The organism is Anaerobiospirillum sp. NML120448, from assembly GCF_023050945.1.
Taxonomy (GTDB): Bacteria; Pseudomonadota; Gammaproteobacteria; order Enterobacterales; family Succinivibrionaceae; genus Anaerobiospirillum.
The window spans coordinates 1-23,966 of sequence record NZ_JALKIM010000039.1; the positions used below are offsets into that span (position 1 = coordinate 1).

Annotated in this window: 18 protein-coding genes; 15 read left to right on the forward strand and 3 right to left on the reverse strand. The window is 37.3% G+C overall.

The features are described 5' to 3' along the window. Positions 1-488: 488 nt before the first annotated feature. A complete protein-coding gene (locus tag MXE38_RS07615) occupies positions 489-1,652 on the reverse strand; it encodes a hypothetical protein (RefSeq protein ID WP_246913656.1) in 1,164 nt (387 codons plus the stop codon). A 1,222-nt stretch (positions 1,653-2,874) separates the two neighbouring features. Here MXE38_RS07615 and MXE38_RS07620 point away from each other — a divergent pair. From MXE38_RS07620 to MXE38_RS07680, 13 genes are all read left to right on the forward strand, one after another. Then, positions 2,875-3,309, forward strand: a complete 435-nt coding sequence (locus MXE38_RS07620) for a hypothetical protein (RefSeq protein WP_246913657.1) — start codon at positions 2,875-2,877, stop codon at positions 3,307-3,309. Between the two features lie 60 nt (positions 3,310-3,369). Next, entirely contained in the window at positions 3,370-3,867 is a 498-nt protein-coding gene (locus tag MXE38_RS07625) for a hypothetical protein (protein WP_246913658.1), read from the forward strand. 65 nt (positions 3,868-3,932) lie between these two features. Further along, entirely contained in the window at positions 3,933-4,358 is a 426-nt protein-coding gene (locus tag MXE38_RS07630) for a hypothetical protein (protein ID WP_246913659.1), read from the forward strand. A 139-nt stretch (positions 4,359-4,497) separates the two neighbouring features. Then, on the forward strand, positions 4,498-4,728 hold the full coding sequence (locus MXE38_RS07635) for a hypothetical protein (RefSeq protein ID WP_246913660.1): 231 nt from the start codon (positions 4,498-4,500) through the stop codon (positions 4,726-4,728). A 252-nt stretch (positions 4,729-4,980) separates the two neighbouring features. Continuing rightward, positions 4,981-5,514 carry a hypothetical protein gene (locus MXE38_RS07640; protein ID WP_246913661.1) on the forward strand — a complete coding sequence of 178 codons (534 nt, stop codon included), beginning with the start codon at positions 4,981-4,983 and terminating at the stop codon, positions 5,512-5,514. Further along, positions 5,514-8,015, forward strand: coding sequence for an Hsp70 family protein (locus tag MXE38_RS07645; RefSeq protein ID WP_246913663.1), 2,502 nt, complete (start codon positions 5,514-5,516; stop codon positions 8,013-8,015). Before MXE38_RS07640 ends, MXE38_RS07645 begins: the two co-directional genes overlap by 1 nt. A gap of 327 nt (positions 8,016-8,342) precedes the next feature. After that, positions 8,343-10,133: a hypothetical protein gene (locus MXE38_RS07650; protein WP_246913665.1), complete on the forward strand. Its 1,791-nt coding sequence runs from the start codon at positions 8,343-8,345 to the stop codon at positions 10,131-10,133. Between the two features lie 474 nt (positions 10,134-10,607). Further along, positions 10,608-12,404 carry a hypothetical protein gene (locus MXE38_RS07655; protein WP_246913667.1) on the forward strand — a complete coding sequence of 599 codons (1,797 nt, stop codon included), beginning with the start codon at positions 10,608-10,610 and terminating at the stop codon, positions 12,402-12,404. Positions 12,405-12,797: 393 nt separating this feature from the next. Then, positions 12,798-14,222 (forward strand): HAD-IIIC family phosphatase, encoded by a 1,425-nt coding sequence (locus MXE38_RS07660; protein WP_246913669.1) that lies wholly within the window; start codon positions 12,798-12,800, stop codon positions 14,220-14,222. Beyond that, positions 14,215-15,000 carry a DUF488 domain-containing protein gene (locus MXE38_RS07665; RefSeq protein ID WP_246913671.1) on the forward strand — a complete coding sequence of 262 codons (786 nt, stop codon included), beginning with the start codon at positions 14,215-14,217 and terminating at the stop codon, positions 14,998-15,000. The genes MXE38_RS07660 and MXE38_RS07665 overlap by 8 nt, the downstream gene beginning before the upstream one ends. Next, positions 14,993-15,457 (forward strand): DUF488 domain-containing protein, encoded by a 465-nt coding sequence (locus MXE38_RS07670; RefSeq protein WP_246913673.1) that lies wholly within the window; start codon positions 14,993-14,995, stop codon positions 15,455-15,457. The genes MXE38_RS07665 and MXE38_RS07670 overlap by 8 nt, the downstream gene beginning before the upstream one ends. Next, positions 15,457-17,181 (forward strand): hypothetical protein, encoded by a 1,725-nt coding sequence (locus tag MXE38_RS07675; protein ID WP_246913675.1) that lies wholly within the window; start codon positions 15,457-15,459, stop codon positions 17,179-17,181. Before MXE38_RS07670 ends, MXE38_RS07675 begins: the two co-directional genes overlap by 1 nt. Positions 17,182-17,634: 453 nt before the next feature. Then, complete coding sequence (locus MXE38_RS07680) at positions 17,635-18,810, forward strand: hypothetical protein (protein ID WP_246913677.1); 1,176 nt, start codon at positions 17,635-17,637, stop codon at positions 18,808-18,810. Here the strand turns inward: MXE38_RS07680 and MXE38_RS07685 are convergent. Both MXE38_RS07685 and MXE38_RS07690 read right to left on the reverse strand, forming a co-directional pair. Next, entirely contained in the window at positions 18,794-20,515 is a 1,722-nt protein-coding gene (locus MXE38_RS07685) for a hypothetical protein (protein WP_246913679.1), read from the reverse strand. The two genes, MXE38_RS07680 and MXE38_RS07685, sit on opposite strands and share 17 nt — an antisense overlap. Then, positions 20,487-20,681, reverse strand: coding sequence for a hypothetical protein (locus tag MXE38_RS07690; protein WP_246913681.1), 195 nt, complete (start codon positions 20,679-20,681; stop codon positions 20,487-20,489). The genes MXE38_RS07685 and MXE38_RS07690 overlap by 29 nt, the downstream gene beginning before the upstream one ends. A gap of 392 nt (positions 20,682-21,073) precedes the next feature. Here MXE38_RS07690 and MXE38_RS07695 point away from each other — a divergent pair, with 392 nt between their 5' ends. Beyond that, complete coding sequence (locus MXE38_RS07695; protein WP_246913683.1) at positions 21,074-22,315, forward strand: ATP-grasp domain-containing protein; 1,242 nt, start codon at positions 21,074-21,076, stop codon at positions 22,313-22,315. Between the two features lie 386 nt (positions 22,316-22,701). Beyond that, positions 22,702-23,949, forward strand: coding sequence for an ATP-grasp domain-containing protein (locus MXE38_RS07700; RefSeq protein WP_246913684.1), 1,248 nt, complete (start codon positions 22,702-22,704; stop codon positions 23,947-23,949). Positions 23,950-23,966 lie beyond the last annotated feature (17 nt).

The window sequence follows — 23,966 nt, forward strand, 5'->3', positions numbered from 1 at the left end:
GCATAACTCCTTTTTTTATGATGTTGTTTAGTTATGCCTCCTATCATACACAAAAATTTCTCCCCTCTCATAATTAGTTATTTATCAGATTTTTTATCTTTACCGTTCTTAATTAGGAAATCATGAGTCAGGTTAGCCGTGGTAAGGGATAAAACGAGCTTGCTAAAGGTGGAGCTTGCAGGCCAATGTATAAGGCTGGACCTTTAATAAGGCAAAACCAAAATACCAGCATCCTTGCCCAATTTTATTAACAACATGAGCTTGGATAATATGACTTTAATTAAAGTGCTGAACAAACGCTAATGAACAGGAGATTGGAGAGGAAATATTTGTAGGCAGCTAGTTAAGAAAATTAGAACACATTGGCTGTTTTTTAGGGACTAGATTGATGGCAAGAAGGCTTGCAAGCAAGCTTTATTGCAGGTAGAAAGGCTTGCAAGCAAGCTTTCTTTCTTGGTTGATAGCTTGCTTGCATGATAAAGAGATTACTATTGTAAGAAATAGTTAGTGGTGCTGTTGGTATGGTCTTGCTCTACTTCTTTGGCAATTTTCTTAATGAAATCTTTGATACTCAAAGTATAGGCAACTGTAACCTTTGTGTGCTGAGGTACTAAAAATTCTGTTACACCATATTCGCTAGCACCATTATTACCATCAGCTCTAAGAGCATGAGCCCAATCGTAGGTATAACCAATACGTGTCCATGGGTAATCATGCTGGCTAAAATAAGAGGCAATGATATTTTTGTTAAACCATGACTTAAAGCTATCTAGACTGTGAGTGTGGTAAGTGCCTTGCACATTTTCGTGAGATAATTCCTGATCTGAACTAATAGCAGCTTTGAGCAAAGCCTTTTTGCGTTCAGTTATTTGAGGATCTGCAAGCTCAGCATTGGCCTTATTTTTACTAGCTTGGGATAATGCCTTTTCTAGCTCTTTAGCTTTTTCTAAACTCTTAGCCTGAATATAAGAGTGTACTTGAATACCAGCAAATTCCTCTTTGGACTCTTCAAACGAGCCAGATGGCTCTTGATTAAAGACATCTGTTCTATAGGCAGGACGCAAAACGTCCTCAGGATGTACCCAGATAGCGGTAATATGAGTGCTCTTACGCTCTGCTGGCATACCTAATAATTGATTAAGACGCAATGTCCAATTGGTAACACCATTACTATTGCGGCCATACCAGGCTTTAAATTCCTTATCTGTAAATGACCAACACTGATATGGCAACTTCATATCAGTACCTTCGATATAAGAATCAGGATAAGCATGTAAGCTTAGTAATAGCACTCTATCTTGATCATCATAGGTAACAAACTGTGAGTTCTTATCTAATGAGACTAAAGGTAATAATTCCTCCTCCTCAATAGTTAAGGCATCCTTTACGGCATTGATATAGCGCATGTCTTGACCAAGATATTTATTATTAAACTCAGCTGCTGCAACATCACTGGCGTAAATTACACATTCAGGACACTTAGGACATTGCTCACTATAAGCTTTAGACTCGCTCTCAGTAGCATTTTGCTCAGCTACTTGTTCAGCTTTAGAATCTAAATTTTGTTCAGTGTTTTGCTCGGCTACTGCCTGCAACATATAGCAGCTTGTTAAGCTTAATACTGCTATCTTGAACCAACTAAGCACTTTCATCTTGTATCGCTCTCCTTTGAGCTTTTTTCGTGAGTTGCTCTTTAAGTTTATTTCTAGGCTCAATTAGAGCTATAGGGCCATTTTGCATGGTTTAAAAATATGGCTAAACTTATAAGATCACGTCCACACACAGCCTTTGTCTAACCTTATTAGGCTGTACTATTACCGAAGATATTCTGTTAACTAACCTTTAACTATCTTAATAGCTAATATGACTAGCTACCTGTGAAGCTATGTTTTTTTCCCAGCTTTAACTATTACAAAGCTAAAGCATGAGATATGTCAGCCTCTTTCATGCAAAAAATAAACAATCGATCTAGTTTATCTTAAATAAAGGCAAAGTTCGGTGATTTACCTTACAAAAGTTTAAAGGCACACTAAAAATTTAAATAAGAAAAGCCAAGTTGCTTCAACAAAGATAGTTTATTTGCCTGCTAAGCTATGTACAAACTAGCACTACCTGCTTAAAACTCATGCATAAGCAACCAAATAGCGCTAGGAATTTTAGGCTAAACAAACACTCATCTTAAGCGCCCGCTCATAGCTGCTCAGGCATGCTCACGAAAGCCAATGGCTACATGTAGCTACTCATTGCTGCACTGGATACTCATGACTGCTAATGGCTGTTTGGAATTTCTGTCTTGAGACTCTTTAGATTAAGCTTGGCAAATAATAGAAGTTAACACTATTTATGTTTATATTTGCTATTACTGAGACTATAGTCTTAGGCATATATGGAAGCTCAATTTTGAGAAGTTGCTCTGGGCATGAAACCTTTTTTGTGTTGAAGTTTTTGCTATCTCAAGACATATCACATGTTTAATTGAATGCGAGCCATTAAACTACGAACTACCCCTCATTTTTAACGACTGCCTCTTCTAGTGTTACCTAATAAAGATACGTTTTAATCAGCCGTTTTGCTATGTTTTCCGATCTAAAATATTGACTATTTTTTTTTTTACGTTAGAATTGTATGTAACATTTATTTCATATACGCATTCTGTATGTGTATCTATGGAAGCCTTGTGTATTACTTACTCTGTTTAAGTCATACAAGTTAATCAAATTGCTTTAAATAATTCTCTATTAGCCTATACCAAATCCCTCACAAACCAAGGCATTGATATGTTCTTGGGCTTTATTATTGTAGTTTAGTGTATGGCCTAAAGATATAGGTTTTGCAATGAGAATCGTTTCTTTTAGCTAATATTTTGGTGAAAAGATGAACCTTAATTTAAAAAAGCACGGTGCTATTACTGCTACCTTTTTAGCCTTATCCTTAATGACCACTGGCTGTATGACCAATACTCATGCTGTCAAAGAAGAAAATATCACTATAGCTAAAGCTCAAAGCGAAATCAAAAAAGGCATGTCTAGCGCTGAGGTTATTGATGTTTTAGGTAGTCCAAACATGGTATCTACTGATACTCAAGGCCGTGAGGTTTGGGTTTATGACAAAATCTCAACTAACTACAACTCATCTTCAGCCTCTGGCAGCTTATTAGGCCTCTTATTTGGAGGTAGCGGCGGTGGTTTGGGTGGTGCCAGTGCCAGCACAGCCTCTGCATCAACCAACCAACGAACCCTTACTATCGTAGTTAAGTTCGATGAGATCTATAAGGTTCGTGATGTTTCCTATCGTTCATCTTCTTTCTAATATTTGCTTTAAGTAATCAAACTAACTATGAAGAAAATCTCTCTCATCATGGCTTTTGCCATGGCTTTTATCCTTAATGGATGTGCTTCTCCTGATTATTCACAATACTACAAGTTATCTCCTGAATATCTACAGGTGCGTCAAGTACAAACCCGTATATATGAGACTGATGATGCTGAGCAATTATTAACAGCCTCTACACACGTACTGCAAGACCTTGGCTATATCGTAGAAAAGAGTGATTTTGACTTAGGTCTATTATCTTGCTACAAGGATCATGAGGCTGTTGAAGCTGATCAAGTAGTTGGCCGTTTCCTTATTGCTTTATTAGCAGGTGTAGATATTGGTAATGATGTTGTTCAGCGCATTAAAGTTACCCTTGTTGTCTCTTCAATTAAAGATAATCCAAAGAAGAAAGTAGTACGTGTCTCTTTTGTACGTGCTGTAACCAATACTCACAATGTTACTCGCTTCGAACTCATTTTAGAGCCTACCATCTATCAAGAGTTCTACAACAAGTTAAGTCAGTCTGTATTCTTAACTGCTGAAAAAATTTAATTATTAATTAACCTATTTCAATAAAACTCCATTATTAGGAACGGATTTTTTCCGATTACGAGATTATGAAAATGAAAAAATTAGCAGTAGTTTTAGCAGTTACCTTATGTGCTTCTTTTACAGGTTGTACTTCTTTAAACGAGGCTGTTCTTGGCGATGGTAGTGAAACTCAGGTACAGACCCGTAGCTATCAAACAAAAATCTTTGAAGCACCAGATGTTGATACTGCTATTAAGGCTGTAATTGCCACTATGCAAGACGTAGGCTTTGTTATTGATAATGCTGATGCTCGTGTAGGCACTGTAACTGGTACATCATTCCACAATGCCTCTCGCTTATCAGTAACTGTTCGCAAGTATGGCGATAATCAAGTACAAGTTCGCGCTAATGCTCAATCTGGCCTTGAAATTATTAGAGATCCAATTGCGTATCAAAACTTCTTTAACTCTTTAGCCAAGTCCCTATTCTTAATTGGCGAAGACGTTAACTAGTTGAGCTTATATTGAATCTTCCCTTAACTAAAACATAAGCTCTGAGCTTTGTCTTAGGAAAATTTATCCTTACTAAAATATCTTAGATCCCAGCTCTCAAACCACTGGGATCTAAATTAATAATCACAGAGTAATTAGTATGTTTAAAAAAGCATTTTTCTTAGGTCTTGCGATCTTATCAATGTCTTTAGCTTTTAACGCTCAGGCCAAAGACGTATATGTTAATGGCTATACCCGCTCTGATGGCACTCAAGTACGTGGCCACTATCGTTCTGGCCCTGACAATAGCTTCGACAACAATTGGAGCACTGAGGGCAACACCAATCCATATACTGGTGAGCGTGGTACTCTTGAGCGCCGTGGCTACTAATTTTTCTTACTAGCCTTAACGCTTACCCATCTTTTATAAGCCTTGCTTTAAGTAAGAAAGTCAAAGGCTTAAAGCCCAATCCTAACTTATATTTTACTAATCCTCATTTAGAATTGAGCCTTATATATTTCTTAGCAATTACTATTGCCATCGCAAACAAACATTATTGCTATTGTGATCATTAATTCCTATTTTTAGGGAGATCATATTAAATTGTATATACCCCCATCTTTCGATTTAAAGCCTGAACTTGTGGCTGAACATACATCAAACAACTCCTCTATGTGCTCAAACAATGAAGAGCAACCAGTGCTTGCTTGTACAAATGAGCCAGAACCAAAACCTGTAGCTGCTAATTCCCTAGATGACTCCTCTACATGCTCAAAAAACGAAGAAAAACCAGTACTTGCTTGCAAGAGTGATGAGGTAAGCAGCAATCTTGTTTTAGAGTCATTGATAGGCATGGTTATAGAATCATGGCGTTTTGTTAAAAGCTATCACAGCATGGCTATCAAATTACCAACAAATGATCAAACAAAACATCTAAATAAACTTAGATACTTTCAGCGTCAACTTAATATTCAATTAGCTAAATCTAATATCAGCATAGTTAGTTGCGAAGGACAAGTTTATCAAGAAGGTATGGCAGTAAGTGCCATTAACTTAGATGAGTTTTCCCACGAAGACACTCTAATAGTTGATCAGGTTATAGAGCCTATCATTATGGGTTCTAATGGTTTACTGCATACAGGTATTGTTACCTTAAAGAAACAAGAGGGTAAATAATGAAACACTTTATTGGTATTGACCTAGGCACTACCAACAGTGCTATTTGTTCGTTTGATGGTGAAAATACCCGTATTTGGAAAAGCCCAGAACAAAATGATGTTACTCCTTCTGCTTTATACTTCGATCGTAGAGGAAATAAGTTTGTAGGCAAGCGAGCATATGACGCAGCACCTCACAGCCCTGAGAATGCTACATTACTCTTTAAAAGATTAATGGGAACCAGTACTCCTATTGATATTAAGGCTCTTGATAGAAGCTTGTCTCCAGAGGAGTGCTCTAGTGAAGTACTCAAAGTTTTATTTGGCTACTTACCAGAAGAAATTCGCAATAGCGAAGATATTGGCACTGTAATTACTGTTCCTGCTGCATTCAATCAGATGCAAAAAGATGCCACTATGCAGGCAGCCCAGATGGCTGGCTTAGGTGCAGTCACACTAATGCAAGAGCCTGTTGCTGCGGTAATGAGCGTAATGCGTCATACCAAGCAAGATGGCTTATTCTTAATTTACGATTTAGGTGGCGGTACTTTAGATATAGCTATTGCTGAGAGTATTAATGGTCGAGTAAATTTATTATCTCATGGCGGTATTGCTATGTGTGGTGGTCGAGATTTCGATCGAGCCATCTTTAATAATATAGTGCGCCCATGGCTTGATGATAATTTTAATTTGCCAGAAAACTTTGCCACTGACCCTACTTATAAGTCATTAATTCGCCTTTCTAACTGGGCAACTGAGCGAGCCAAGATTGAGCTGTCATCTAATGACCATGCCATCATTTGCTTGTCTGAAAGCGAAACTAGATTACAAGATCTAAACGATGAAGATATCTATCTTGATATTCCTCTAGAAAGATCCACTTTTAATGAACTAATTGACGATCGCATTAATGACTCTATTGAAGCAGCCCGCAATACTATTAAGAGTGCAGGCTTGAGCCCTGATGATATTGAACGTGTTGTTTTTATTGGTGGCCCTACTAACTATGCCCCATTAAGAGAAAAGGTTTCTTTTGAGCTTGGCATTAGGGGCGGCTTAGAAGTTAATCCTATGACAGCTGTTGCTGAGGGTGCTAGTATTTTTGCTGAATCCATTGATTGGAGTAGCCAAAACCATACTCGTAAAAGCATTCGTGGTCAGCTTGATGTTAAGTCTCAAATTGACCTTTCATTTAAGTATATTGCTCGAACTCCAGAAAGCTTCACAAAATTTGCTGTTTCATTTAAAGACAACATTAGTGATGATTATGAGTTACAGATTAATTGTATCGATACAGGCTGGTCCTCTGGTCGTATGCCATTAAAGAATGGAACAACCTGTGAGTTACCTTTAAGCAAAGATGGCGATAATAACTTTAAAGTCTTTGTTTACAACGAATTTGGCGATGCTTTAGTCTTACCTGAAGACAAAATTACTATCACTAAAACAGCTGTTACTGTTGATGCAATTCCAGCCTCTTACTCTATAGGCATTGAGGTTTTAAACAAACTTAATGGTGATAGTACTCTAGACTTTTTAGTACGTGCAGGTGACAGTCTTCCAGTTAAAGGCACCCGTACCTTTAAAGCAGCTCAAACCTTAAAAGCAGGCTCTTCAGATACCATTAACTTTAAGCTCTGGGAAGGCGAAATTGATAATCCAGTTACCGACAATCGCTACATTGGCGTAATGAAGATTTCAGGCAAAGACTTTGACGAAGGTATTATCCCTGTAGGCGCAGAGTTAGAGTGTGACTTTGAAATGTTGGACTCTGGAAATATTATTCTTGATATTTCTGTACCTTCTATTGGTAGCACTTTTAATTCAGGAAAGAACTTCTATTCTCGTCAAGAGGGTATGATTGACTTCTCTAAGGACAACCAAGCTCTAGAAAAAGATGCTCGTCAAATTCTAGAACGCATCGAGGAACTTGAAGAAGTTATTAGCGATCCTAAGCTTGATCAAGCTAAGAGCAAGGTCGATTTTGTCCTTGAACAGTGCATTGATGCTAATGATAGCGAGCTAGCTCAAGAAGCCTCAGAAAAACTTTTAGAGGCTAAAAAGCTTCTAAACCAGGTTAACAAAGAGCATTTTAAAACTATTAGGGAAGATGAGCTAGAAAGAGTTACTGCCCAAGCTAGAAAGCTTTTAGAGGAGTCTCCTCAAGGCTCTCGTGCCGATCTTATTAAACTTGATCAGTTACATGATAAGGCACAAAAAGCTATTAATCATTCTAATAATAGCTTTGAAACTATCCTTCAAGAAATTAAAAGTTTAATGAACATCTATATGTTAAATGACTTTGATTTCTTACAAGGTTATTTTTCATACCTTGTTAGCACTAATCAGGTTGAATTTGAGGATCAAGTTGAATTTAAGCTTTTAGCTATCAAAGGTATTGCAGCTATCGAAAGTAATGATGTTAAAAAGCTTAGACAAGTGGTAATTGCCATGACTAGGTTAACTCAATCAAGCACAGATGAGATCCCTGAAGATTTAGCGAATATTATCAAGGGATAAACTATAAGTTCCTATAAGATCACCTAAAAATTGGGACTGCTCTTTAGTTTAATTAAGAAATAACCAAAGAGCCTGACTTGCCATCAGCTATGTTGATATCGAGCGTATACAACATCATCCCAATTTAGGTGTCCTCCTTATAGTTATCAGTCTTATGGCCGCCATTATTATGCTTGTGACTATGTCTTAGCTTTTGGCTAACTTAAAAACAATAGTTCCATCTTGTGATGCCCCATTAGCTAGGACATAAACCATAAGTCTTTTATCTCTTGTTTACTTATCCTACTAACATTATTAATCTCAGCCATCTAGAGTTTTCTAATTAATATGATCATTCTCGAAAATCCATTCTATCTGCTTGGCGCTTCATTAGCAGATGATCGCAGAACTATTATGTCTAAAGTTCAGGATGCAAGTTTACTTGGCGACCCAGACGAATGTACTAAAGCAGGCTCTCTTTTAACCAATCACAAGAACAGAGTTAAGTGTGAGGTTTTTTACCTTCCTGATCTTTCTCAAACCGAAATCAAGACAAAGATTGAGCAACTCCAATCTGATCCAAATAATTTGCTCATAAATATCTTGTCTGAAAAGATCTATGACTTGAGCAGTGGCAATTTAATCGCTAGTGCATTGTTAAGTAGTAAATATAAGCCATCCTTAGATACAAATAAGTATGCAATCAAAGCTCTTTCCAATGTTTTAGAAACTCAAGACTCTGAAGATGTATTTGATCTAATCAATGAAATGCGACTCCAAAGTGGCTTTTCTCAATTGGCGGATATATCGCTAGTTTCTGATGCGCTTAATGATTTAAAAGCCTATTATTTGCAAGCCATTAAAGATTTGTTTAAACGCCTATCTTTTGATGACATTAACTCAATAATGTCTGAACTGGCTCTTAAAGAGACTACAGTAAACACCAATTGTAGTGACTTTATTAGCTCTATTGTTGATTATTATGAAGTGCTTGCTCAGCCCCACCTAAAGGATGCAGAACAAGATGTTAAAGATCTGATTGCTCTTTTTAATGACCTTTTCAAATACAAGTATATTTTGAGACAAGAAGAATTTGATCTTCCCGACTTCAAAGAAACATCACGTTTTTTTAATAACATTGCCTTATTCACTATCAAGACTAGTGATAATGCTATTAGCTGGGCTTCAAAAGAAGTCTCAAACAAACTATCATCCTGGATAGACATTGCGTTGCCAATACTTATTGTTAACAAAAGTAATGGTCTTTTCTATAAACCTTGTGATGCCCTTGTACTCTACTGTCTGAACTATTTGACTGAAATGCTTTATACCTATCAAACAAAAATAGCTTTAATTAACATTAAAACCATCTTTGTTTATATGGTTGAGGTGTTTGGTAAGCCTCTCTATGTTGAGACTTACAGAACCAAGAATATTCAACAAGGTATTTCAACTATAGATAATATGCTGCGTTACGTGGATGATTACGACTACTCTTTGGCTAATTTTTCAATCAGTAAAACTACAGGCCTCATCTTTAAGCAAGTACTTACTATTAATTTTGACTATCTTCAGTTTCAGAGCTCCAAATATAGTTGGAATGAGCATTTTGATTTTGATAAAACTATGCTACTTAACTCTATGGAATCTCTTGCATTACTTAATGCAGCAACTAAAGGAAAATCTAAAAAAATCGTTAACTCTGAGCTATGGGAAATAAGTCTTGCCATTACCTTTTCTAAAGCAGCTATGGTATTAGCTAAAGATCTAATGTGCGGTAAAAAAATCAATTTAACCTCACAAAATGATGAACAACTAACCTTTTGTGATTCTGGCTTAATAGTTGATGGCCATCATTGCTCTTGGTCTGATGTTAATATCAAGGTCGATGATTCTACCTTATTTTTCAAAACCGACTTAGATTGTTATACCATTGACCATAATTCTTTCGCTAGCTTTTTGCAATATATTCTGCATACAACATTTCAAGCGCTTCAAAAGAAAGAATCCTTAAATAATCAAATAAGTTTAAGCGAAAAATTGTTTATGTTTGCCCAGCTTACCGAATGGGGCTTAGCTCAAAATGTTGTTCAGAAACACAATGGCGGAGTTTTCTCATTCCCTGTTCAAGTAAAGTAGCCTTAATGTGGAAGATTCCCTTGTAAAAGCTCGTTCCTTTACTAAGGCCTGAGCAACAGGCATTTATCTTAGGCTGTTTAGTTTAGATAAATGCCTGCTATCTGCACTTGAGCGCTATGACCTGAATGTGATCCTATAAGGAAGTTAAAGCTCAGTAGCAGAGGTTAAGGCAAGATTCCAAAACACTACAACAGGTGAGAATGCTAGTTTTGTCTATGATCTTGATAATTTAACCACCTTTCCGTGGCTATTTATCGCACTTAGATCCTACATGATTACAATGCTCATTATGAAAATTGTCTCGAAGATAATTTGCAAGCACATAGTATGTCTTAGCTTTAGGCTAACTTAAAAACAATAGTGCCATCTTGCGATGCCACCTCAGCTAGGACATAGGCCATAAGTCTTATTATCTCTTGTTTACTTACATATTGCCTTTATTAAGCTCAATCAGCTAGCTTTTTTTGAATTAATATGAACATTCTTGATAATCCATTCTATATTCTTGACGTTTCATTATCTGATAATCGCAGGACTATCATGTCCACAGTTCAGGATGCTAGTTTATTAGGAGATCCTGAGAAGTGTAATAAAGCAGGCTCTCTTTTAACCAATCACAAGAACAGAGTTAAGTGCGAGGTTTTTTACCTGCCAGAGCTTTGTAAAACCGAAATCAAGACAAGGATTGAGCAACTTCAATCTGATCCTAATAATTTGCTGATTACTATCTTGTCTGAAAAGATCTATGACTTGAGCAATGGCAATTTAATTGCAAGTATTCTTTTAAGCAGTAAAGCTAACATTGGCTTAAATGTATATCAGTATGCAATCAAAGCTCTTTCCAATGTTTTAGAAACTCAAGACCCAGAGACTGTATTTCATCTAATCAATGAAATGCGCCTCCAAAGCGGCTTTTCTCAATTAGCTGATATATCGCTAGTCTCTGATGCGCTTAATGATTTAAAAGCATATTATTTGCAAACCATTAAAGATTTGTTTAAACGCCTATCTTTTGATGACATTAATTCAATAATGATTGAACTTGCCATTAATGAGACTAATAAAAACACTAATTGCAGTGATTTTATTAGCTCTATCGTTGATTATTATGAAGTGCTTGCTCAGCCACACCTAGAGAGTGCTGAGAAAGATATTAAAGATCTGATTACTCTTTTTAATGACCTTTTCAAGCACAAGTATATATTGCGTCAAGAAGAGTTTATTCTTGACAACTTCAAAGAAAAATCACGTTTTTTTAATAACATAGCCTTATCAACTATCAAGACTATTGATAATGCTATTAGTTGGGGTTCAAAAGAAATATCAAACAAACTGCCATCTTGGATAGGCGCTGCTTTACCAATACTTATTGTTAACAAAAGTAATGGTCTTTTCTATAAAGCTTGTGATGACCTTGTATTCTACTGTCTGAACTATTTGACTGAAATGCTTTATACCTATCAAACAAAAATAACTTTAATTAACATTAAACAAATCTTTGTTTATATGGTTAATGTATTTGGAAAGCCTCTCTATGTTGATTCTATCAGAGTCAATAACGTTCAAGAAGGTATTGCAACTATAGATAATATGCTACTTTACGTGGATGATTACGACTACTCTTTAGCTAATTTTTCAGTCCATAAAACTCGAGATTACGACTGTAAGGATGTACTTACTATTAATTTTGACTATTTGGATTATAAGACTGCACGCTATAGATGGAATCGTATTTTTGAGCTTAATCAACCTACGTATGTTAACTTAGATATACCATATATGTTAATTAATAAAGTAACTAGAGTTAACATTATACCATTTATTGATTCAGAGCTAACTCAAATATGTATCCCTATGATAATCAGTAATGCAGCTATGACATTAGCTGAATCTATCATGTATGAGAAAAAGTTCTATATGTATACTACCAATACTAACCGTATAGGCTTTTGCGACTCAGGCTTAATTGTTGAAGGCGAGATCTATAAGTGGTCTGATATTCACATCAAGGTAGATGATGGTACATTATCTTTAAAAACAGACTCTGCTTGTTACACGATTGATGCTAATTCTTTCGACGAGTTTTGGGAATATATTCTATATAGAACGTTTGAAGTCCTTCAAGGCAAAGGATCGTTAAACAATCAAATAAGTTTAAGTGAAAAATTGTTTATGTTTGCTCAGATTAATGAGTGGAAAATAGCTCAAGTTATGGTTGAAAAACACAATGACGGAGTTTATTCCTTCCCTATAAAATTAAAGACTCTTTAATTCGTAAGCTTCACATAATGCAGCTTTAGCTATCAGCATCAGGAGTAAGTTAAGGAACTAATTGCATCCAGACAACTACCTAACATATTAGGTAATTGAGTGCTTATTTGGTTATGCATTGTTCCTAAGGTTAAGGGGCTCTTACTTTACTAAGGATCGACCTTTTTAATTGCTCCTTAAAATTTACATCTTTAATCTTGATTCACTTAGTTAATAGATAAGGGCAGCTGCTTAAAAGTAGGAGTCTAATCTCAAAGCAGTCCCATTTTGCTAAAGCATTATTTCTCTTAGCTTATTCTTGCCAAGATCAGGTGCTTAAGGCTTTTACACTTTTAACAAGCCTTTTAACTGAATCTTATGAAATAACAAACCATTTAGGAGTGGTCTTTTACTATGTCTAATTCAGGTGCAGATGCAGAAGAGTGTTCGATTCAAAACCGCTACATGTCTATGTTTTTGGTTAATTATCTTGGTGCCTTTCGTAATTTCTTTACCAGTAAACTTGCCATCAGCATAGAAGGTCTTCAAGAGTTTATTGATGATGAAGACCCAAGCTTGTCTGAGCTACTATTAGCCCTGGAGAGCTATGGTATTGTTGTAAAATTTGTAGGCAGCAAAGAATCAATCTCAGAGATTAAGATTGTTTACGAAAACTGCGATACCCATGAGAGCTATGCCTTTGTTTACCAGTTAGACCACTTAACTAGCTTGATAAGATTGTCTGCCCAATTGGGCATCTCCCTTATGGCAATCTTACTAATGAAAATTCTCTCCAAGATAGTTTGCCAAAATAAGATTATATTCAAAGCTTTAATCTTAGATTTGGACGATACCTTATGGCCAGGCACTATAGCAGAAGAGGGCTTAGATGCTATTAAGCGTAATCTCAGATCACCATGCGGCAAGCCTTTTGTAAACTTTATGTGGTTTGTTAGAACCCTTGCCCAAGAGTATGGCTTATTCGTAGCCATTTGCACCCGCAACCACGAACAAGAGATCAAGCAAGCTATAGCCAAGCTCAAGCTATCGGAATTTCCCATAAAAGATCAAATAGACTGCGTAATCGCCAATTTTGCTGATAAAAGCGAAAACATTAAAAGAATAGCTGCTGAGTTCTCTATCATGACCAATGCTTGCATCTTTATTGATGACAATCAGATTAATAGAGATAGCGTTGCTTACTCCTTACCTGATGTATTTGTGCCTCAATGGAACAGCCATGATGAGCTTATTAATATTATTGAGGCATTAGGTATCTTCGATAGGGGTGAGCTGTCTGTAAAATCACGCAATCGCAAAGCTATCTTGAGAACTATTAAGCAAGATCGTGAAGTTTACCTAACCCCAAGCTATCAGGTAAAAATTCATCAAGACCCCAACCATCAAGAGGCTATGAGGCTTTACCGCACTGCAGGTCAATTTAAGTTTAACAATAATCTAATCTTTAGTGATCCCTATGAGTCGGTGTACTTTGAGGTCTTTGGCTATGATGGCACAAGCTTTGGCGTTGCTGCTGCCTTAACTTTCCTTAAGAGTGATGATCAAATAGAGGTAGTTAACTTTGCCCTTAGCTGTCGCTTCTTTTGCATTGGTCTTGAGGAATTTATCCTAATCTATTTATCTAAAATTGCAGCTTCAAAGAACATAGTTTTTGATTTTGTTGAGTCTCAACACAATCTTCAAGCCAGCGCCTTCATAAATAAATATAGCGATATATTTCTTGAGAGTACTGACACTAAGTTAAAGCTCGTACTTAATCCTAATACTTTATCTAAGTTGCAAACATCAACCAAATTAAGAGAACAAGAAAATGGCTAAACAATCTTTATACACCATTGGCTATACCTCATTTGTTCACAACAGTGAGGTTGATATAGAGCGCATGATGTTGACCTTGCGTCAGCTTCAAGTCAACTATCTTGTGGATGTGCGCTCCTCACCTTATTCAGGTCAATTTCCTCAAACAAATTGCGACATTCTCAAAGGTGCTGGTAAAGCTTTTGGTATTCCCTATGTGCATATGGGGGAGCTAGGAGCTCAGGCTAAAGTTGAGCAAGCTGTTTTTTCAAGAGCATCAGAAATCTTTTTTGAACAAGATGCTTTTCCTATCTCAAAAAGCAATCGCCCTGAGCACACTGAGCTACAACCATCTGAGGAAATTGTGGACTTTAACAAGTTTAGGCACGACGATTACTTTGCAAGTGGGCTAAAACGTATCGAGGTTGCCTATCAAAAGGGCTTTACCTTGTGCTTAATGTGCAGTGAAAAACAGCCTATGAATTGCCATCGCTACTTTTTAATTAGCAGAGCCCTAAATAATAAGTTTGGTGAGTGGCTTGAGATAAAGCACATAGCCATTAAAGATGGTCAGATCGTACTACTTAGTCAAAGTGATTTAGATAAGCAGCTTGAAGATACTGTTTGTCAAAAACGCCATCTAACTAAAGAAACACTCTTAACACCATCACTGTTAGGTGGCTCCCTCTTAGACAATTACCATGGTGACAGTTTGCAAGCCAAGCTAGATGACTATTGCGACCGCTATTGGAATCTCATGCACGGCTGGAAGAAAGGAAGTGTGAACGACAATGATTAAATTATTTAACATCGGTTTTACCCAAAAAACTGCTCAAGAATTTTTTGGCATTTTAAAGAACAACAACATCCATTGCCTGGTTGACGTAAGACTAAATCCTAATGGACAACTCTCTCGTTTTGCCTTTGAAAAAGATTTGCCTTATTTCCTCTCTGAACTAGCTAATGGCTGTAAATACTGCCATAGATCTGATTTGGCTCCTACTAAAGAACTTTTAAAAGAAGTTCGAGAGAAGGGTAGTCCTATGTGCAAGGACTATAAGCTATTTGAAGTGGCTTATATCAAGCAACTTGAAAGCAGCTCTAACATCTCAAACTTTGTGTCTGAGTTTGGTAAGTTTGAGAATGTAGTTTTGCTGTGCTCTGAACCTACTAACGAAAAATGCCATCGTAGGGTATTAAGTAATTTACTTCTTGCTAAGTTTCCTGATGAAATTAAATTTGGAGGTAATTTGTAATGCCTCTGCCTAAACCAAAGCGTGTATTACTCCTTGCAGTTAGTTGCAAGAAAGGAGGCCTGTGTCCAGGAGGCGTAGATCTAGATAATCCATCTCAATGGATCCGTATCGTAAGAGACGACGGATATGCAGGCTCTGTGCAAAGTTTTGAGATTGATTATGCTCAACCCTTGGATGTAATTGAGTTTACAGGCCACCCTGTACCAAGAGGAGTACAAAAAGAAAATTGGGCTATCGACTTCAACTCCTGCCGCAAAGTACATACTTACCCAGAAAGCATCATGAAGTCAGTATACGAGAAGTACGGATACCATGGTTTTTGGAAAAATAGTCGTGCTTATTTAGATGAATACGAAATGGATGTTGTTGATCAAGAATCAATACCATCTGAATCTTTATTGCATGTTAGAAACGTCTTTATCTATAAGAACCCATCAGGTAAAGCAAAACTTGATTTTGACTGGGGTCGCTTAAAATTAAAAGGCATTTCTATGACCGACCCTGATTATTATGATCCATTAAACGCAGGCAATGAAGTAAGAATTTCTGAAGCTATTATTGTTATTTCCATTCCTTACGCTGCTGATTTCACTTTTCCAGGCTGCTCAAGTGGTCGTGGATACAAGTTCGTGAGCAAGATTTTCGACTGTGATGCCATAGCAGGCGAACAAAAGCAACCAGAGCCAAAATATGAATATCTTGAGAAAGGCATTCCGTTTGGTGTCATGCCTGAAAAACAGCCACAGCACCCACAGCCAAGCTCAACCCCTTGGCAAAGCGAACATAGTGCTGTTGGCTCTTCTACTGTCACCTCGATTTCTGACAAAGCTGTAACTAACCAACAGCAGCAACCAGCCAATGCTAAACCAATTGAGCCGTTTGCCCGACAACAGCAACCACAACCAAGCTCAACCCCTTGGCAAAGCGAACATAGTGCTGTTGGCTCTTCTACTGTCAACTCGATTTCTGACAAAGCTGTCACTAACCAACAGCAGCAACCAGCCAATGACAAACCAAATGAGCAGTCTGCTCAACAGCAGCAACCACAAGCAAGCTCAAACCCTTGGCAAAGCGAACATAGTGATGTTGGCTCTTCTACTGTTAACTCGATTTCTGACAAAGCTGTCGCTAACCAACAGCAGCAAGCAGCCAATGACAAACCAATTGAGCCGTTTGCCCGACAGCAGCAACCACAACCAAGCTCAACCCCTTGGAAAAGCGCACATAGTGCTGTTGGCTCTTCTACTGTCAACTCGATTTCTAACAAAGCTGTCGCTAACCAACAGCAGCAACCAGCCAATGACAAACCAATTGAGCCGTTTGCCCGACAGCAGCAACCTCAACCAAGCTCATCCCTTTTGAAAAGAGTATGTAGCACTGTGAATTCTAATGTCACCTTGGTTGCTGGCCAAGATGTCATTGACAGACTGCTGCAAGCAGCCAATGACAAACCAATTGAGCAGTCTTCTCAACAGCAGCAACCGCAGCCAAAGCCTCAGCAGCAACAAGATGACAGGTTAACTCAACCTATTCGTTACTCTAAAATGTTGCAAGAAGCGAAACAGAAAGAAGCTGCACAGTTTGCTAAACAGTCGTTAAGCAAAGCGCCACAAGAGCAAACAACACCTAAGAAAGATTTTGCTCCTAAGGTTAAGCTACAGACTCAACAAAAGCCAAGATCAACCTTTTGGGCAGGTATTTTGAAAATCTTTGGTATTAAATAAGTCATCCCAATGGCGCACCTAACAACTTGGTGCAATGTGTATTTTAGTCACTATATACATCTAGCTAAGTTACGGGAAAGTAGTATTAATAAGTACCTTTTATAAGGCTTTTAATAATTCTATCCCACATTTTTAGGTGCAGCGCAAAACTAATGGCATTGAATTTTGGGGCATTATCGAATGTTTAAAATTAGCACTTAACGCCACAAATTTCCCTTATAAATCAGCTTTTATAGCTTAAAGAACATTTTGAATTGAGTAACAATATCTCTTTCAAAATAAAACAATAATCATGTTTTATATCGATCTCATATTGTTGTGTGAGAAATATACAACTTTCAGGTATGTAGTTAAATTATGGAATTCGTTGATTATATTATGGCGTATAATGATATTTTTTCCTTTATACCTTTCTACTGTTTTATCTTATTTCTTGTCTTCAGGATTATCAGATTGATTTTTCAGCCATCCGTTAATAAACTAAAGCATACTTACTCATCATTGCCAGAGTATGACCTTTTTTGTCAAGCCGCTGTCAAATTACCTCATTATTTTAAAACTCAACAAAGCCCATCTTTTGCTAAAGATCAGGTAGAGCTAATGATCTTTTATAGCACCATAAGTAAAGCTTTATTACAAAATAACTTTATTAACACAGGTTACATTGATTGTAACAATATGCACTTTGTCTATCTAACAGCTAATGCGGCTGCCAAAGCAATTGAGGATCAAAATGGATCCATTAGAGATCAATATAATTTTGCTTGTGCTATTGTGTTTATGTTGGTTAAAAAAGAAGCATTTAAGTTTGCTTTCAAAGATTATTGCTCAAATAAGATCACTGAAATTTTAGAGAAAGAAATAAACGTCCTAAGCGTGTTTAAGTTTAGAAAGGAATACTATCCACAGAGCATAGAGGTAAATAATAGAAACTCTGCTCTAACACAGTCTGTTGAGGATGATATTTTTTTAAAGGCGGCTAAGGCTTTCATTAAGAATCCTTCTTTATCATCTCCTTCTTGGTTTTCCGATCAAAATAAAAAGTCTATTTTTAACCAAAACATCATTGATCAACTAACCGAGAATAAGTTTAATGAGATTATTACTCTTATTGCGATGCATCCAGATGTTTTTTGGTCAATAGCCTATGCTTGTGCCAACGCAATTGAGATGCAAAAAGGAAGTTTTCAGGATCAATGTAATTTTGCATATGAAACTATCACTGGTTGTGTCATAAACAATTGTATTGAAGCAAATAAACTCACATCCGATGCTATTGTTAAGTTTTTTAAAATTCGTTATGAAATAGGTGAAACTTCAATTCAAGACAATAAAAAAGCATCGCTAAATAAGCCACAATCTGAGGTTTATTCTGTGCCATCACAAGAACAAGAGAACGAGCACGAGCACGAGCCTCAGGCACAACCACAAGAGCTAGATGAAAAGAAGCCTAATCACGATAGTAAAGAAAAAGGCAATTTGCTAACTGAGCAAAAAACAGATTCATCTTTAAACACTCCAAAAGAAAAGCAGAGTGTTGCTCGTTTAGACCAAGAAACAAAGGATTATATTTTTTCCTACAAAAAAGAACTTGCCAAAAAGCGAGTTAGACCTAAGGCAACTGACTAGAGTATGAGCTAAAAGCCATCTTAAGCTCATTACGCAACTTGGGGAGATGAATTTTGCCATAGGCCGCAGCACGAAAGCCCCAGCTGCTGTTGCTGTGCGTCCAGCCTCGGTAGCTGTGGAGGCTGCGATAGAACACGCCAGCGCAAGTAGTGTACGACCACATTCCGCCGCAGCGCAATACAGCGGGGTAGCTGCTCCACCAGTAGGCATACGCATAATCTTTACCAAATTCATTAATAGCGGTGGTTTGCTTAACAGCGGGGAAAAGGCCGCAGTACGCACGATTTATGCCATTGTGATTAGTAAAGAAAGTATTGCTTGATGAATGGCCCCAATATACGGAATAGCCAGTATTTGCAGTTGCGCCAGCATAGCATGGGGGTGCGCTTTGCCAATCGTATAGAGTGGTTTGGCCGTCTTGAACGTTGTCTTTAGTAAACTGTGTTATAGAAACGCTGTCTTTCATTACCATGAACTTGCCAACGTTTGAGCTAGCATTATACATAATCACACCTAAAGCAACCTCTTCTAAAAGGCCGTTTAGGTCAGCAATACCGCATGTTTGGCCGTTATGGGTAGTTCGTTCAAAGTGATTAGCGCCGCCTGTATTGCCTTTTTGAGCGATTTTAGTATCGCTGCATTCGTACAATATTTCTTTGTCGTCAGTGTCTCCCAGCGCATTGTTGTTGCAGCCTTTAGGATAATTTGTAGTTCCCGTTTCATCATACCAAGCGCAATTATCTTTAGAAGTTGCATGTAAGCCGTGCACATATGAGAGCATAGCTAAGGCAGAGTACATAAAGCCGCTTGCGCAAGTGCCCTTGTTTTTGGTCATTTTCTTTGCAATTGTAATTGCATCATAAGCAACGCCAGCACACTCGGTATTTAGGTCGCTGTCTTTAGATGGTGCGTCAGTACCTGAGCTTGTAAGAGAAATAGCAATAGCGTTTTTAACTGACTTATTGCCCTTGCTAACTAAGTACTTAGTAATGAAAAAGCCTTCTTTAGCCTCGCCTCCGTCAATAAAGGCACGGTGTAAGATGTACTTTGCTTCATTGGCTTTTGTTTCATTATAGTTAAACTCTCCAAAAGACTTGATTGCAAAAGACGATGGCGATTTAGCTGCAATTTCGTTGCCTATTTCGGTCTTATCAAAGCTATAGCAGAATGCAGGCACAAACACGTATACATTATTGTTGCTATCTACATAGTTACCAAAATTAGGGCTTGTTTGAATGGTTGTTCCGTCCATTACGCTTAAGCCTAAATGCTCTAACAAGTGAGCAGGCGCAACACCAACACCAAAGCCAGCAGCGCCTGGGGTTCCAATGCCTGAGACAGTGCCAGTTTTAAACACTGTTGTAAGTGTTTGGCTTTCGGCTTGGGCTTCGGACTTGGTTCCATAGGCTTTAATATTTAACGTATAGAAGGTCTCGGCTTCTAAAAGCTTAGGGCATCTAATTGAGGTTAGATTCTTGGTATCTTGCAATGATTCCCAGATGATTACATTGTTAGAAACGTCCTTAATTTGCCAATCGGTCTTAGTGTGGGTGAACTGCTGAGAGCCAAAGTTTAAGCTAATGTTAAACGATGGAAACATATAAGCATCAAATTGGCCGCCCTGAATAAAATCAAGTAATACTAAGATGTTTTCATTGAAATGTGATGCGGCGGATTCAAGTGGCTGATAATGGTGTTTCATCATTGTCTTCACTATTGCCCTTATAAAACACTTGATATTCGATATCATCACTATCGCTAATTTCATAAGAGTTAACTCTATTTACTTCATAGTTGCCTGTTGGAACTACAGCAGTGGTAAATTGGTCTACATAGTCGCTATTTGTCTTATTGTAGACTTTTACACGCATGTGGGTTGCTGCTTGCTTTTCTGCTCTGGTATGTAGCTAATGTGTGCTAAATTCAAAGCGCAAGCTAGTACCAGCTCTATCAATGTTAGCATTTAACAAAGTTGGCGCATTGCTATACTAAAATTCATCTCCCCAAGTTGCGTATTAAGATTTTTACTATCTTGTCGTTAGGATAAGGATACTGAGGGACAGACAGGGTTTAATACTAAAGATTTAAATCATAGGTCAACTAAGGCTCTTGCTGTTGATATCTTAGCGCTGTATTGCCCCTGTATTAACGAGCTAAAACCATTCTAAAGACAAGTGTTAACCTATGGTTAATTCACGGCAGATATTTTGGTTAGCAATTTCTACTCTCTTGTTCTAAAGATATTAGCTGAAACAGTTTTATTATGAATGCAAAAATTTTAATTTTAGGCGCTAGCGCTGAAAACACAGCTTTTATCAAGAAATTAATAGATCTTGGTCTAAATGTAGTTTGTTTGGACAAGCACCCAACCTTAGATAAGGATTTTGTTAGCCAAAACATAAAGCAGCTTACCTGTATTGAGTGTGATTTTATTAATACTCAAGCTGTTAAAGATATTGTAGTTCAAGAACATATTACCCACACTATTGCTCTTCCTATAGGTCGCTCTTTAGTAGCTTTAGGCAAAATTAATGATTACTTTAATTTTGCTGGGCCATCTTTTGATGCTATCGACCGTCTGACCGACAAAGTTAAATTCCATCAACTATGCCAAGAGCTTGCTTTAGATGATGCTCAATACATTGCTTTAAACGATGGTCAAAATACTACTCTTAGCAGTCAGATAAGCTCTATTGATCAGGCCTTAGCTTATCCTGTCATTGTTAAGCCTAGTCTGGGGTCTGGCTCTTTAGGAGTAAGATATATTGCTACTAGAGAAGAGCTCTTAGCCTACCAAGCTCCTGAGAGATTTATTAACTCGCCCTTACTTATTGAGCAAGCTATAAGTGGTGATGAGTATTCTTGTAATTTATTCGTCGATAGACATCAAGAAATCCATTCCATGGGAATCTTTAAAAAAGAAATCTCGGCTATCCCTTATCGCCAAGAGATAGCTTACTTTATTGATGATTATAGTTGCGTGTTTGATGCCATACAGCCAAGCATTCAAAAGATTGTGCACAAGCTTAATATCAGCCAGTCTTTTTTGAATGCTGACATCATTATGAACTCACAAGGCAATCACTACATTATTGACCTTTCTTCTCGTTTGGGCGGCAATAATTTACTAAAACTTTTATGCCTTACCAACAATAATCCTCTTGAAGTCTACTATAAGGAAGTGCTTGGCAATCAGAGCGCTAACTATAATAAGGTTCAAGAGGCTGCTGCATTAAGGTTTTTTAGCTTCGACCATAACGTTGTTTATGGTGCAGCTCATGGCTACACCCCTAACCAAAACGCTTTATCGCTTGACTCTATTTTTAGCCACGAGGAGCGCATGAATATCATTGAACTTGAAAATAGAATGGTATTAGGTCAAAGCTATGGAACCATGAAAAATGGTTCTGATACTAAAAATGGCTATATTTTGGCCAAAGGAAAGGACTTAGCAAGTGCTAATGATTTGACCTGTAGATATTTACAAGCTCTGGCACATTTTTAAATAATGCCACCTGTACGGACGACGAATTCACTTTTTAAGTAGTAACTAACTAACAAAGTGTGTTCTGTCAGGCTATTGTAGATATAGCGTGGTGAACTATAACTATGCTGCTATTAGATCTACTTCATTGCAGACATCACAGACAGTTCTTGCAGGTGTTGTTAAAGTCGCCTGTACAGTTGGAAATTTTTATTATAGGAAATGATGGTACCAACTTTAATCAAGCTCGATGTTTAATATTTTAGACCTATGTTGTCTCTAAATTAGCAAGCTAAAGCCATACTAAAGACCAGTTTTGACTTAAGTCTAATTAACTGGCTATAATTTTGGAAAGCAATTTCTCTTTAATCTATTGCTTTAATTACATCAGATGAAACAGTTTTATTATGAATGCAAAAATTTTAATTTTAGGCGCTAGCGCAGAAAATACAGGTTTTATACAAAAATTAATAGAACTGGGTCTACATGTAGTTTGTTTAGACAAGCACCCAACCTTAGATAAGACTTTTCTCAGCAAAAACGTCAAGCAGCTTACCTGTATTGAGTGTGATTTTATTAATACTCAAGCTGTTAAAGATATTGTAGTTCAAGAACATATTACCCACACTATTGCTCTTCCTATAGGCCGCTCTTTAGTAGCTTTAGGCAAAATTAATGATTACTTTAATTTTGCTGGGCCATCTTTTGATGCTATCGACCGTCTGACCGACAAAGTTAAATTCCATCATTTATGCCAAGAGCTAGCTTTAGATGATGCACAATATATAGCTTTAAATGATGGTCAGCCTAATACTATTAGCAGTCAGATAAGCTCTATTGAGCAGGACTTAGCTTATCCTGTCATTGTTAAGCCTAGTCTTGGCTCTGGCTCTTTAGGGGCAAGATATATTGCCAATAGAGAAGAGCTCTTAGCCTACCAAGCTCCTGAGAGATTTGTTAGCTCGTCATTACTTGTTGAGCAAGCTATAAGCGGGGAGGAGTACTCCTGTAATGTCTTTATTGATAGGCATCAAGAAATCCATCCCATTGGCATCTTTAAAAAAGAAATCTCTGCTATCCCTTATCGACAAGAGATAGCTTATTTTGTTGATGATTATAGTTGCGTGTTTGATGCCATACTGCCAAGCATGCAAAAGATTGTACAAAAGCTTAATTTAAGCCAGTCTTTTTTGCATGCTGACATTATTATGACTGAACAAGGCAAGCACTACATTATTGATATTTCGCCCCGTTTAACAGGCAATAATGTACTGAAACTTTTGACCTTTACCAACAATAATCCTATTGAAATCTACTATAAGGAAGTGCTTGGCAATCAGAGCGCTAACTATAATAAGGTTCAAGAGGCAGCTGCTTTAAGATTTTTTAGCTTTGATCATGACATTGTTTATGGTGCCGCTCATTGTAATGGCTCTAACCAAAGTAATAGCCCTCCTAAGATAGACTCTATTTTTAGTCCTGAGGAACTACCTAATATCATTGAGCTTGAAAACCACATGATTTTAGGCAATAGATATGGAACCATGCAAAATGGTGCCGATACTAATAATGGCTATATCTTTGCTAAAGGTAAGGACTTAGCTAGCGCTAATGAGTTGACCTGTAGATATTTACAAGCCTTGGCACACTTTTAAATAAATTTGACTTTATT

Coding starts and splice junctions, on each gene's coding strand:
- MXE38_RS07650 (WP_246913665.1), top strand. CDS start 8,343: ATGATCATTCTCGAAAATCCATTCTATCTGCTTGGCGCTTCATTAGCA.
- MXE38_RS07630 (WP_246913659.1), top strand. CDS start 3,933: ATGAAAATGAAAAAATTAGCAGTAGTTTTAGCAGTTACCTTATGTGCT.
- MXE38_RS07665 (WP_246913671.1), top strand. CDS start 14,215: ATGGCTAAACAATCTTTATACACCATTGGCTATACCTCATTTGTTCAC.
- MXE38_RS07620 (WP_246913657.1), top strand. CDS start 2,875: ATGAACCTTAATTTAAAAAAGCACGGTGCTATTACTGCTACCTTTTTA.
- MXE38_RS07700 (WP_246913684.1), top strand. CDS start 22,702: ATGAATGCAAAAATTTTAATTTTAGGCGCTAGCGCAGAAAATACAGGT.
- MXE38_RS07685 (WP_246913679.1), bottom strand. CDS start 20,515: ATGATGAAACACCATTATCAGCCACTTGAATCCGCCGCATCACATTTC.
- MXE38_RS07645 (WP_246913663.1), top strand. CDS start 5,514: ATGAAACACTTTATTGGTATTGACCTAGGCACTACCAACAGTGCTATT.
- MXE38_RS07655 (WP_246913667.1), top strand. CDS start 10,608: ATGAACATTCTTGATAATCCATTCTATATTCTTGACGTTTCATTATCT.
- MXE38_RS07625 (WP_246913658.1), top strand. CDS start 3,370: ATGGCTTTTATCCTTAATGGATGTGCTTCTCCTGATTATTCACAATAC.
- MXE38_RS07690 (WP_246913681.1), bottom strand. CDS start 20,681: ATGCGTGTAAAAGTCTACAATAAGACAAATAGCGACTATGTAGACCAA.
- MXE38_RS07695 (WP_246913683.1), top strand. CDS start 21,074: ATGAATGCAAAAATTTTAATTTTAGGCGCTAGCGCTGAAAACACAGCT.
- MXE38_RS07660 (WP_246913669.1), top strand. CDS start 12,798: ATGTCTAATTCAGGTGCAGATGCAGAAGAGTGTTCGATTCAAAACCGC.
- MXE38_RS07675 (WP_246913675.1), top strand. CDS start 15,457: ATGCCTCTGCCTAAACCAAAGCGTGTATTACTCCTTGCAGTTAGTTGC.
- MXE38_RS07670 (WP_246913673.1), top strand. CDS start 14,993: ATGATTAAATTATTTAACATCGGTTTTACCCAAAAAACTGCTCAAGAA.
- MXE38_RS07635 (WP_246913660.1), top strand. CDS start 4,498: ATGTTTAAAAAAGCATTTTTCTTAGGTCTTGCGATCTTATCAATGTCT.
- MXE38_RS07615 (WP_246913656.1), bottom strand. CDS start 1,652: ATGAAAGTGCTTAGTTGGTTCAAGATAGCAGTATTAAGCTTAACAAGC.